The organism is Actinomadura luteofluorescens, from assembly GCF_013409365.1.
GTDB classification, from domain to species: domain Bacteria; phylum Actinomycetota; class Actinomycetes; order Streptosporangiales; family Streptosporangiaceae; genus Spirillospora; species Spirillospora luteofluorescens.
In genome coordinates, this window is sequence record NZ_JACCBA010000001.1 from 6,627,714 (window position 1) to 6,639,961 (window position 12,248).

Here is a 12,248-nt window from a genome sequence, read left to right on the forward strand (position 1 = left end):
GGGCGTCAGCCGCCGGTGTACTCCTCGATGATCGTCTCCAGGCGCCTGTCGGCGTCCCACACGTTGTTCTGGCGCAGGGTGACCCCGAAGAGCGCCAGGTCGTCCGGCAGGCACCGGTAGTACAGCGCCCCCTGCTCGACGTCCATGACGAGCCGGGTCAGGCGCCCCCGCAGAGCGGGCCTGAGCCGGTACGTCAGGGAACGGACGAGCTCCCGCGAGAAGAGGAAGATCTCCTCGTAGCGCTTCCTGTGCTCGGCGACCGACACCTTGCGGAAGTACGTGCCGAGGCTGTCGTCGGTGAGGACGTCGGTGCTGAAGAGGTGCTCGCCGCCGCGGTGGCCCGAGACGTAGTGCAGGTCGAGCGGGGAGACCCGCCGCCGGGCGAGCTCCACCAGGCGGGCGTCGGCGCCCGGGGCCTCGAACAGGACGGGCGCCGGTTCGGGGACGTCCGGGAGCGCCGGGACGAAGGTGCCGTAGCCGCCGAGGTTCTCGGGGCCCAGCGAGTAGAGCTCGCGCACCCGGTCGGAGATCTGCGCCATCTGCCGGTCGCCGGTCTCGACCGGCGCGCCCTCCCGCGCGACGCCGAACTGGGTCTCCCCCGGGCGGAGCGAGATGTAGTAGACGCCTCCGGTGTCGCAGGACACGACCAGGCGGATGAGCCGTCCGCTGTCCAGCGGCGCCGTCCACGAGTCGATCTTGGCGAAGGTCGGGCCGAGCCGGCCGCCGATCTGCTCGTGGAGCCTGCGGTCCTCCGGTGCCAGGTCCGCGTCCTCCACCGCGAACCTGAACATGCCGTCGATGAAGTTCGCGGTGTGCGCCAGCCCGGCGGCCCCCTCGAAGACCTCCTTCACCGTGTGCTCCAGCAGCAGCGTTCCGGCGCTCGCGTCGACGTGCCCCGCACGCCGCGTGATGGTCCTCGGGGTCTCGCTCACTCGGTCTCCTCTCCGGGGTGTGGACGGTCTCAGATCTGCGGCGCGTCCCACTGGAACGCGCGGCGCTCGGTGCCCGGCGCCTCCTTCCGCAGCCGCGCCCGGGTGTGGGCGAGGTTCCCGCGCACGGCGAGGGCCCACGGATGCCCGTCGTCGGGATAGCAGGACGCGAGACGCTCCTCGGCCTGCTCGTCGCAGTCGAGGGCCTCGCCGAAGCGGCCGAGGGCCATCAGGGCGTTGGCCTGGTCGACCAGCGCCCCCACCACGTACGGATGGTCGTCGTCCAGCCTCTCGCGCAGCAGCTCCAGGGCGGTGGCGCTCTGCTCCCCGGCGAGGTCGGCGTCGCCGAGGGCGAGGGTGTAGACCGACAGGTTGCAGCGGGCGAGCTGGACGAACGGGTGACGCTCGTCGTACAGGCCGAGGTAGCCCACCACGGCCCGGCCCGCCTCGTCGCGCGCGGCCTCGTACGCGCCGCAGGCGTGCTCGGCCGCGGCGACGGCCAGCCGGCAGGCGAGCGTCTCGTAGTTCTCGCCGGGATGGAAGTCCAGGTGGATCTTCAGCAGCCTGCGCAGCTCGTCCCTGTCGTCGGCGCGCGCCTCGGGGTCGCCGGGCCGGTGCCGGCGGGTGATGCGCTGCTGCCGCTGGGCGCACAGCAGATGGAGGTGGGCGGGGTCGTCCCGGTAGAGCTCGTGGAGGATGACGACCGAGTGCGTCAGCTCCCGGGCCGAGTCGTCGTAGCGGCCGAGGCGGCGCAGGAGCGCGCCGATCTTGTAGGCGGAGATCGCGAACGTCTCCCGGTCGCCGGGGTCCACCCGCCGCTGCCGCCGCCGCTCGCGCCGCTCGATCGCCAGCGCCTCCTGGACGGAGGCGTCCTGCCCGTCCAGGGCCAGCGACAGCGTGAGGTTCATGGCGGCGGCCCGGGTGAGTTCGTGGTCGTCGCCCAGCTCGCGGCGCAGCCCGAGCAGCGTCGCGCGGTCGCGGACGAGCGCCGAGGCGAAGTCGCCGGCCTGGCGCAGGTCGGCGCCGTACCCCCGCGCGCTCATCAGCGTCCGGGTGTCGGCGTATCCGAGGCGCATCTGCCGGTTGAGCGCGTCCTCGGAGACGGCCGCCGCCTCCTCGAAACGGCCGAGCGCCCGCAGAAGGTTGGCGCGCTGCACCTCGACGCGCAGCAGCAGCGGATCGTCGGCGCCCACGCGCTCGCGCCAGTCGGCCGACAGCCGCTCGGCGACGTCGAGGCCGAGCTCGCGGTCGTTGACGTCCCCGGCCAGGTACAGGTGGCGCACGTGGCAGGCCAGCCAGCGGCGGACGGGCCGGTCCCCGCTCGCGAGCGCCTCGCTGACGAACAGGTGCCGCCGGAGCTCGGCGAACGTCGCGGCGTGGTAGGGCCTGTCGACCTCGGCGTCGGCGGGCGCGTACGCGGCGAGCACCCGGTGCACCTCGGCGGTCACCCGGTCCCGCTCGCCGCCATGCAGCGAGTCCCGGACGATCTTCTGGACCATCCGGTGGACGCGCAGTTCCCCGCCGAGCTCGTAGTCCACCTCGGCCAGGCCGTACCGGGTCAGCCGGACGAGCAGCGCCTCCAGCCGCACGGAGTCCTCGGCGAGGTCGGGCCAGTGCGCCTCCAGCGCGGCGAGCATGGCGGGGGAGAACAGCAGCCTGCGCCCCACGCCGTCGGGGGACAGGAAGGCCGCCATCCGCATCAGGTGAACGGCGGCCCCGCCGGAGTCGATCTGGCGCAGGGCGTCGAGGGTCAGCCCGAGGACGATCCGGGCGGTGAGCAGGTCCGCCTCGTCGCGGTGGGCGGCGTCGTCCGGCGGGGCCCCGGGAGCGCCCCACGCGGCCGCGGCGCCCTCGTCGAACAGGCTGGTGAACGTCTCGACCGCGTCCTCGACGGCCTCCATCTCGCGGTAGGCCCCCACGGCCGTCGCCGTCCCGGGGCCCGGCGTCACGGGACGGGCGGCGCCGCGCTGCCTCCAGTCGGCGTGGCGTTCCACCCACGCCGCGGCCAGCGCCACGTTCAGGGGGAGGTCGCGCATGCGCCGTGCGAGCCGGTCGATGTGCTCGTCGGTGAGCGCGGGCACCCTCCTGCGGAACAGCTCACGGCTCTGGGCCCGGGTGAACGGCCCCGCCCGGGTGGTCTTCTCGACCCGGCGGACCAGCGTTCCGGTCCTGAGGGTCTCGACGTCCCCGCCCGTGATGACGACGTGGTTCCCGCGGGTGGTCTCGGGCACGAGGCCGGCCAGGTCGTCGGCCCGCTCGACGTTGTCGTAGATCAGCAGCCAGGTGCCGGCGCGGTTGACCTCCTCCCGGACGAACTGCGCGACCGGGTCGCCCGCGGCGGAGGCGGGACGGCGGCCGCCGCGGGCCTCGACCGCCTCGTGCATGGCGGTGAGGCCGGCCCGGACGCTGCCGGGCGACGCCGCGGTGATCCACCAGATCGCGTCGTAGTCGCCGGAGAACCGGAGGGCGTACTCCAGGGCGAGCCTGCTCTTCCCGGTGCCCGCCGCGCCGTTGATCATGTAGATGCCGTCGCGGTCGGAGCCGAGCAGCGCGTCGCGCATCCGCTCGATCTCCCCGCCGCGCTCGACGAAGGCGCCCGCGGACGGGGGCAGGCGGCGGTACGCGGGCGCCCGGGCCGGGAACCGGGGATCGCCCGGGGCCTCCCGGGGGACGGGCGGCATCCGCGAGGGCATCAGCCGCTGGAACAGCTCGTCGCGGGCGGCCGGCTCGCCCAGCGCGAACAGGTCGATCCGCGCGGAGGGCGGGACGCCCGGGGCCGGGTCCTCGGGGGACAGCCGGAGGTACCAGTGACCGCCGGACACCGGCGTCGCGGGCGCGGCCGCCCCGGCCGCCCCGGCCGCCTCGGGGCCGATGACGATGACGACGTCGTCGTCGCGGACCGGGTCATGCCCGGCGGGACGCAGGTGCGTCGAGCGGAACTGGACGCCGAGCCAGTCGGCCCAGGCGCGCTGGGCGGGCTCGTAGACCACGCGGTAGTGGCGCGTCCGCAGGACGTCGTCCGCGCCGACGCGGATCCGGTACGCCTCCACCGCCTCAGCCGTCGCCCGCGGCGGATCGAACCCCTCGTCGTCGAGGATCGTGCGGAGCACGTCCCGGTAGGCGGTGAGCAGCGCGGAGCCCGCCCGGTCACCGGCGAACACGGCGAGCCTGTCGGCGACGGCGGCGTCCGCGGCCTTGGGAACCGCCATCCGCCGCCAGTAGGCGGTGCGCGCCGCGGGCGGCGTCGTGCCGGGGAACAGCCACGCGAACGCCACGCCCGCCTCGCTGCGCACGCTGAGGGACGACGCGTCCTCCACCTGCATGAGCAGCGGGAGCAGGCGGGGGACCGCCGTGGCCTTCACCTCCCGGGCGAGCGCCTCCCCGGCCGCGATGCCGCCGGAGTCGGCCCTGACCCCGATGACGACGGTGTCGGCGAGCCTCGCCAGGGCCTCCGCGGGGAGGCCGGCGGCGTCGACGAGCACGTGGTCGTAGGAGGTGCGCCGCAGCCCGTCGCGGAGGGCGGCGGCGAAGCCGAGGAGGTCGTGGGTCTCCAGCTCGGTCCAGTGGCCGCGGGCGCCGCCGGAGCCGTGCGCCGGGAGGAGGTCCACCCGTCCGGTGATCGGCGGGCCGGGCGGCTCCCGGTGCCGCAGGACGGGCAGCAGATCGAGCTCGCCCGCGGAGCCTCGCCCGCCGGAGCCGGATTCGCGGGCGAGGTCGAGGAGCCCCGCCTCGGCGGAGCCGTTGCCGGCGAACGTCCTCGCGTGCTCCTCCAGGGCGGGCGACGCCAGGTCGCCGTCGACCAGGAGCACGGCGCGGCCGGCGAGCGCGAGCATCCAGGCGAGGTTCGCGAGGGCGGTGGTGCAGCCCGCGCCGCGCTCCGGCGAGGTGAAGGCGATGACGTCAGGCGGGCCGCTGCGCGGCGGAACGTGGGGGACCAACGCGGCTCCTTCGGGACCTCGCGCCCGGCGGCGGGCCGTCGCCCGCGCCGCGGACGCCGCTCACAACTGAAACATTCGCGACAGTTCGCACAACCCTTTCATATTCGCGCATTGAACGTGAGATACAAGGCCGATTCCTGGAGGCTCTCGCAATAGATGCGGTTGACCGCTCTGCGGAGGGCCTCGCTCGGCAGCGCGTCCATTTGATCGAGATCGAACTCGGTCACATCGATGATGGTGGTGGGGAGTTCCTCACTCGCATCGTCCATCGATCACTCTATTCGGCTGGTACGGCAGTTCTTTGGGGCTGACCGAATTCGGCCGTACGGATCGGGGCCACTTCCGCCATCCCGCATGGGCATGGACGAGGCTAGCCTCATCCCGCAATGACGACTATGTCCCATGGCGCGTTTTCCGTGTTCGGCCGGGAGCGATTCGCGGGACGTGCCCGCGTCGCGCTCGTCGGGCGGGATCACGTTTCCGGGTCGGCGCCGGGAGCGAAGGCGCACGCGTCGGCCTGCGTGGACGGACCGGGATCCGGCGCGGTGCCGGACAGCGCGCCGAGCGACGGCGCGCTCGCCTCGCGCTCGACCTCCGGAGGAGGCGGCGGATCGTCGGAGAGCCGGTTGAGCACCCCGTTGGAGGCGTAGTGCAGGACGTTCACGACCAGGATCGCCGGCGCGACCACTCCGACGGTGCCCCGGAAGTCGGGCTCCAGCGCCAGCGCCAGGATGATCGCGGTGATCCCGTTCTGCTGGCCGAGGGCCAGGTGGACGCGGTCGCGGCGGCTCAGCCCGTGTTTCAGCACCGGCACGACGAGCAGCGAGATGAGGGCCTGCGCGCCGAACGCCGCGAAGCCCAGCACCAGCGCGGGGAGCAGGTCGACGCCGTTCACCAGCAGCAGGCCGAGGGCGAAGGAGGCGACCAGGAAGGCGATCGCCACGGCGCGGTCGATCACCTTCGCGTACGTCCCGATCCTGAAGAACAGGCCGATCAGGGCCACGGCGAGCATCAGCATCCACTGGGCCGCGACCAGGAGGACGCCCACCAGCACCACCAGGGACAGCAGATCGGCGAACCGCCCGCCCGCCTGCGCGCCCCGCTCCGCGGGCATCGCCGCGGCCCGCGTCAAGGTGACCCCCGGGGCCGGGGCGTACCCCGCGGGCGTCCGCAGGTTCCGCACCGTGCCGAGGACCAGGTAGACCGCGGCCACCAGCGTGAGGTTCAACCCCAGATCGGACAGGTAGGCGCCGAGCCCGTCCCCCGACGGCCCTGCCTGCGGCGACCCCGCCCGCCCCGAGAGCCGGAACGCGAGGATCGAGAAGTAGAGGGAGAGGAGCACCGTCACGGGATCGTCGAACGATGCCCAGGCGAACAGGAGCGCCTTCGCCCGCGGCGTCATCCGGCTGTTCGCCCGCATCGCGGCCACCGACAGGGGATCGATCTGCGCGACGGCGATGCCGAGGACGAGGTAGCGGGCGTCGTGGAACACCAGGAGCATCACCCCGGCGATCAGCGCCGCCTTGATGACCACGCCGAGCGTGACGGCCACCAGCACGCCCCGGGCGTCCTGCCTGAGCGCCCCGAGGTCGATCTCGTGCGTGCTCCCGTACAGGCCGATCGCCAGCAGGAACCCGGCGAGCAGGGAGTACCAGGCCGAGCCCGCGAGATCACCCGGATGGACGAGGGCGCCCGCGCCGAGCCCGGCCATCGTGGCGAAGAGCGCCCCGACGACGATGAGGGGAACGATCCGCGACAGCCGTTTCCACGTTGTGCGCGCACCCAAAAGGCGTACTCCGTTCCACGGGCCGGCGGCGCCTTCGAGGGGCGCGCCGGCGTCCGGATCGACGGACCCCCTCACCCGAGGACATCATAAAAAATGATCGCCTCCCCCGGAAACCCCGGCGCGATATCCCCCGACTTACCACCTGACCGAATCCGGCAACCTCCGCTGAAGTCAGATATGCCTGTTTCAGTCGCCCGAAATGCGTCCCGCGCGAGTGATGCGGGAAATGGACTACTCAGGAGGGAGGTCTCGGTTTCAGGTTCCTGACGGCTGATTTGGCGGCGAGGGCGCCGCCCTCGTCATCGCCCTGGCGGTAGGCCGATGCCTGCAGATCGTAGAGTTCGGCGTACAGGCCGTCCCGTGCCATCAGGTCGTGGTGGGTGCCCTGCTCGGTGACGCGACCGGCGTCGAGGACGTAGACGCGGTCCGCGTGCCGGACGCTCGCGAGCCGGTGGGTGATCAGCAGGACGGTGCGCCCGTGCCGCGCGGCATGCCGGCGGATCTGCTCGAACAAGTGGTGCTCGGCGCGGGCGTCGAGCGCGGCGGTGGGCTCGTCGCAGATCAGCAGGGGCGCGTCCCGGTAGAAGCCGCGCGCGGCCGCCAGCCGCTGCCACTGCCCGCCCGACAGTTCGCACCCGTCGGCGAAGCGCTTGTCCAGCAGGGTGTCGAGGCCGAGGGGCAGGGTGGCGATCACCTGGTCGGCGCCGGCCGCGGCCGCGGCCTCGTCGACGCCCGCCCGGACGCCCGCGGCGGCCAGGTCGTCGCCCATGGTGATGTTGTCGGCGGCGGTCATCGGCCAGTGGGTGTGGTCCTGGGCGACGACCGCGATGGCCCGCCGCAGCGCCTCGGGATCCAGGTCGCCCACGCGGGTGTCGTCCCAGCGGACGACGCCGCTCTGCGGGGCGTACAGGCCGGCGAGGATCTTGGCGAGGGTCGTCTTCCCCGAGCCGTTCTCCCCGACCAGGGCGACGATCTCCCCGCGGCCGAGCCGCACCGACACGCCGCGCAGCGAAGGCGCGTCGCTGTCGGGATAGGTGAAGGTCACCTCCTCGGCACGGATCTCCCCGAACGCGCGCAGCGCCTCGAGCTGCCTCTCCACGTCACCCGGTTCGCGGACGCCCGCGCGGGCTCCTCGCACGCGCCTTTCAGCGGTCTGGCAGTAGGCCATGTAGTCGCTGAAGTACAGGCCGTCCTCGTAGCAGCGGTTCAAGGCGTAGACGAGGTTGACCAGGGAGGTCTGCCCGGCGCGGATCGCCAGGACGGCCGTCCCGGCCACCGCGAGCGGCATCACGCCCCGCCACAGCAGCATCCCCAGCGCCGTGTACATCAGCGCCGTCGCGATCCCCTTGAGGACGTCGCCCCAGATCTGGGACATCGTCTGCCGGCGTGCCAGGTCGAGGAGCACGCGACGGGTGTGGGCGGCCAGCGCGGCGTACTGGCGCAGCAGGAAGTCCCGGACGGTGAAGGAGCGGACCTCGGCGGCGTGGCGCCGCTCGGTCATCAGATCGGACATGATCCAGCTCCGCCGCCGCACCTCCACCAGATCCAGCTGGGTCAGGTACCCCAGCCGGGCCGCGCGGACGGCCGCCCATCCCTCGGGCAGCGCGGTCAGCAGCAGCAGCGGCAGCAGCACCGGGTGCAGCACGCCGAGCGCGCCCGCCGCCGCCGCGACGCCGACGGCGGCGGTGAACAGGTCCACCGCGTTGTCGACCATGGACGGGGCCGAGTCCATGCCCCGCAGCCGGGCCCGGTGCAGGTCGTCCTGGAACTCGGCGTCGTCGAACGCCGCCAGCTCGATCGCGGTCGTCAGCTCGTACAGCTGCCGCTCGACGATCTGCTCGACCTGCGGACGCAGCCGGGCCTGCGCCCACTGCGCCCCCGCCGAGAACGCCGCCCGGACCGTGATCGCCGCCCCCACCAGCACCAGCTCCGGCGCCGCGGCCCGCACCCGGTCCGGGGTCGGGCCCGCCGAGAACAGCGCGGTCAGCACCCCGGTGGTGGCCAGCAGGCCGAACGCGGTGAACACCCCGGCGGCCACGTTGAACGCGATCGTCGCGGCCAGGTCCCGCCTGCTCGCCCGCCACGCGAGCCGCATCACCTGCCCGATCAGCGTCGGCAGCCGCCGCGCCATGGTGAGCGTCCCGGTGCCCGACAGCTCTGCGGCCTTGCGGTACCACCGGTGCTCGCTCAACGCCGGCCCCAGGGCCGCTTCGACCGGGGGAGCGGCGCGCCCGCGCCGCAGCGGCAGCCTCACCGGCCCACCCCCGGGTTCGACGACGTCTCACGATCACCAGAGCGGGGGACACTGGACAACACGGAACCGGCCTCCAGACAAAGGGGGGACGGGTATCACCCTCTGCGCCGCACTAGCGCACGAGGAAGGGTTGCGGCGGTCTCTGGCCCCACGCCCCTGCGGCACAGTTCTCCACCCGCCGGGTAAGGCACGTGCGGGGAGGCGGGCGGCGGACACCGAAGTCTTCGAGGACGGCAGGAGGAGGCGGAAGCCGTGGACAGCGCGGGATGGGATCGCAGGTATGCCGGTCACGAACTGGTGTGGTCGGCCGGGCCCAACCGGTGGGTCGAAGAGGTCGCGGCGGACCTGCCTGAGGGCACCGCCCTCGACCTGGCCGCCGGTGAGGGACGCAACGCGCTGTGGCTCGCCGAGCGCGGCTGGGAGGTCACAGCGGTCGACTTCTCCGCCGTCGGGCTCGAACGCGCCCGGTCGCTCGCCGCGCGGCGGCTCGGTGAGCACGCGGGCCGGGTCCGGCTGGTCGAGGCCGACCTGCGGGAGTACACCCCGGCACGCCAGGCCGCCGACCTCGTGATCGTCGCCTACCTGCAGGTCGGCGAGCAGGTGCGCCGCCACGCCCTGCGCGCCGCCGCCGAGGCGGTGGCGCCCGGCGGGCTGCTGCTCGTCGTGGGGCACGACAGCGACAACCTCGCGCACGGCGTCGGCGGGCCCCAGGACGCCGTCGCCCTGTACACCGCGCAGGACGCGGCGTCCGACATCGCGGGGACCGGTCTCCAGATCCTGCGGGCGGAGCCCAGAACGCGCGAGGTCGTCACCGACGAGGGCCCGCGCAGCGCCATCGACGCCTTCCTGCTCGCCCGCCGCCAATGATCTCCCGACCCGGCCGGGCTCTGCGACCGCGTCGGCGGCGAGAATCCCCGTGCTGAATCCACCGGGCTCAGCGACTAAGGCCCGTGTCAGCCGATGCGGCCGATACCGCCATAAAGCCATTTTCCGACTTCGGCGGCCGGCTTGTCCGTCTCGTCGTCGTCTGGATTCCACGAATCGATGGTGACCAGGCCGGGGTCGACCAGCTCGAAGCCGTCGAAGAACAGTTCGATGTCTGTTCTGTCGCGGAAATAGATGGGGGTGGGGGTGGTCGCGTAGGCCCCCTCGATCTGCTCGACGGCCGCCGGGGCGTGCCCTTCCGTCGTCACATGGGTCGCGGCGAGATGGCTGCCCGGCGCCAGGGCCGCGCGCAGGGGCGCCATGACGTCCTCCCGCTCGTCCAGGGTGAGGAAGTGGGTCATGGCGATCATCAGCACGCCGACCGGGGCGGCGAAGTCGATCAGCCCGGTCCCGCGGGCGTGGTCGAGGACCTCGGCGGGGCGGCGCATGTCGGCCTGGGCGACGGTGGTGTGCTCGTTGGTCGCGAGCAGCGCCCGCCCGTGCACCAGGACCACCGGATCGCTGTCGACGTACACGACGCGGGCGTCCGGGACGATCTCGTGGGCGATCTCGTGGGTGTTGCCGACGGTCGGCAGCCCGGAGCCGATGTCGAGGAACTGACGGATCCCCCGGCGCGCCATGTACCGCACGGAGCGGCGCAGGAACGAGCGGTTCTCCAGGGCGAGCTCGCCGATCTCCGGCATGGCCCGCGCGACCCTGTCCGCGGCGTCCCGGTCGACCTGGAAGTTGTCTTTCCCGTGCAGGTAGTAGTCGTACATGCGGGCCACGCTCGGCCGGGTGAGATCGATTTCCGGGGACAGCCCATCCTCGGCCACGTACGACCTCCACCCAAGATCAAATTATTAACGGAGCAAGACTAGCCCGGGAAAGACGCGGTGGCCAAGTCCGGCCGCGGCTTTCGGGTTGACAGCCTTTCGGACAGGCGGGGCAGGGTGGCCGAAAGGTCGGCGTCAATCCGGCGGCTTCCGCTGGAACCGTGGTTCATGGTCGGTACTCCGATGCCTGCGTCGGGGCAGCCCGGCCGATTCCTGGTAGGGAATGCCCTGGTGCGGGGGAGGCGCCGACCGCGAGCGGATGCCCTCCTCCGGGTGTCCTGGCGGGTGGTCGGTGGGCCCGCTCCTGGGTTCCGGGTCGGGGACGGCCTCGGATCCTTCGGCGAGGAGCGGCTCGACGGTGGCCAGACCGTCGGCGATGAGGGTGGCGAGGTCGCTCATGACCGGGAACAGGCCGCGTCCGAGCGCGAAGGCGATGTCGCGGGGCGTCCGGCGGCCGTTGACCCTGGCGAGCAGCTCCTGGCGCTGGGCGTTGACGGGTACGGCCCCCGCGGGCCGCGCGGTGCGCGGTCTGGACCGTATGGACAGGCCGAGCGCGGCCCAGGAGTGGGCGAGATCGAGCCGGCGGCGGATCTCGCGGATGGCGCGTTCGGCGTCCAGACCGGGGTCGGACGCGAGCAGCGGGGCGGGGTCGTCCGGGTCGGCGGTGCAGGTGCGGACCCCGCACAGCGCCATGGCGAACAGCGCGTCGGCGACCGCGGCGCGGGTGATGACCTGCACGCCGGCGTCGCCCAGGAGCCCGCGCGCGACCAGTTCGCGCTCCAGCCGGCCCTCGGGGGCTCCGGCGGTGAAGGCGGCGCTCCAGTCGGCTTCGCTGATGCGTCCCGACCGCAGCAGCAACGGTTCGGGTCCCGGCGCGGCGGGGGTGGAGGCGGCCACCACCAGGCCGTCACGCATGCTCACCGTGCCTCCGGGGGACCCGTCCATGCGCAGCGTTCCGGTGAACCGCTGCCGGCCGCGCCGGGTCAGTGCCGAGGTCAGCACGCCCGCGTGGTCGCGCCCGCGTTCTCCCAAAGGCTGCGCTTCTGATGCCATTTGTCCCTTCTCGCCTTCTTCGGAGGCACCGGGCGCCCCTTCCAGTGGTCGCGATGCCGGATCGGCGGAATCCGGGTCTGCTGGTTGGGGGCGCCCGTTCGCGGGATATATTAGCGTCCCAAATATGCAATTCGTCGGGAGTGGTATGAACATCGAAACGGCGCTCAAGGAAGCCATGGCCGTCGAGGGCGCGATCGGCGTGGCCCTCGTCGACTATGACAGCGGCATGTCCCTTGGGTCGCTGGGAGGTGGCCCCGAACTCGACATGGACGTCGCGGCCGCCGGCAACACCGAGCTCGTGCGCGCCAAGGTGCGCACGCTGGAATCGCTCGGGATCGAGGACTCCATCGAGGACGTCCTCGTCACCCTGCAGCGGCAGTACCACCTGATCCGCATCCTCGGAAGCGGCCACGGCAAGCTGTTCCTCTACCTCGTCCTCAACCGGGAACGCGCCAACCTGGCGCTCGCCCGGCACCACCTGCGGCGCATCGAAGCCGAACTCAGCGTCTGACCGCGTCTCCGTCTCGG

9 protein-coding genes are annotated in these 12,248 nt (G+C 73.0%); 2 read left to right on the plus strand and 7 right to left on the minus strand.

From position 1 onward, the window contains the following. Positions 1 to 5: 5 nt before the first annotated feature. From BJY14_RS30915 to BJY14_RS30935, 5 genes are all read right to left on the minus strand, one after another. Positions 6 to 932: a hypothetical protein gene (locus BJY14_RS30915; protein WP_179846843.1), complete on the minus strand. Its 927-nt coding sequence runs from the start codon at positions 930 to 932 to the stop codon at positions 6 to 8. A gap of 29 nt (positions 933 to 961) precedes the next feature. Then, complete coding sequence (fxsT, locus tag BJY14_RS30920; protein ID WP_179846844.1) at positions 962 to 4,867, minus strand: FxSxx-COOH system tetratricopeptide repeat protein; 3,906 nt, start codon at positions 4,865 to 4,867, stop codon at positions 962 to 964. Between the two features lie 98 nt (positions 4,868 to 4,965). Next, positions 4,966 to 5,136, minus strand: coding sequence for an FxSxx-COOH-like cyclophane-containing RiPP peptide (locus BJY14_RS30925; RefSeq protein ID WP_179846845.1), 171 nt, complete (start codon positions 5,134 to 5,136; stop codon positions 4,966 to 4,968). 203 nt (positions 5,137 to 5,339) lie between these two features. Then, positions 5,340 to 6,728 (minus strand): hypothetical protein, encoded by a 1,389-nt coding sequence (locus tag BJY14_RS30930; RefSeq protein WP_218905660.1) that lies wholly within the window; start codon positions 6,726 to 6,728, stop codon positions 5,340 to 5,342. Positions 6,729 to 6,888: 160 nt separating this feature from the next. Next, a complete protein-coding gene (locus BJY14_RS30935; RefSeq protein WP_246397426.1) occupies positions 6,889 to 8,784 on the minus strand; it encodes an ABC transporter ATP-binding protein in 1,896 nt (631 codons plus the stop codon). A gap of 375 nt (positions 8,785 to 9,159) precedes the next feature. Here BJY14_RS30935 and BJY14_RS30940 point away from each other — a divergent pair, with 375 nt between their 5' ends. Continuing rightward, a complete protein-coding gene (locus tag BJY14_RS30940) occupies positions 9,160 to 9,774 on the plus strand; it encodes a class I SAM-dependent methyltransferase (RefSeq protein WP_179846847.1) in 615 nt (204 codons plus the stop codon). A gap of 86 nt (positions 9,775 to 9,860) precedes the next feature. Here BJY14_RS30940 and BJY14_RS30945 read toward each other — a convergent pair whose 3' ends face one another. Both BJY14_RS30945 and BJY14_RS30950 read right to left on the minus strand, forming a co-directional pair. Further along, entirely contained in the window at positions 9,861 to 10,667 is an 807-nt protein-coding gene (locus tag BJY14_RS30945) for an SAM-dependent methyltransferase (protein ID WP_218905661.1), read from the minus strand. Positions 10,668 to 10,802: 135 nt separating this feature from the next. Beyond that, positions 10,803 to 11,720, minus strand: coding sequence for a hypothetical protein (locus BJY14_RS30950; protein ID WP_179846848.1), 918 nt, complete (start codon positions 11,718 to 11,720; stop codon positions 10,803 to 10,805). A 145-nt stretch (positions 11,721 to 11,865) separates the two neighbouring features. On the opposite strand from BJY14_RS30950, the gene BJY14_RS30955 reads away from it, so the two are divergent. Further along, positions 11,866 to 12,231, plus strand: a complete 366-nt coding sequence (locus BJY14_RS30955; protein ID WP_179846849.1) for a hypothetical protein — start codon at positions 11,866 to 11,868, stop codon at positions 12,229 to 12,231. Positions 12,232 to 12,248 lie beyond the last annotated feature (17 nt).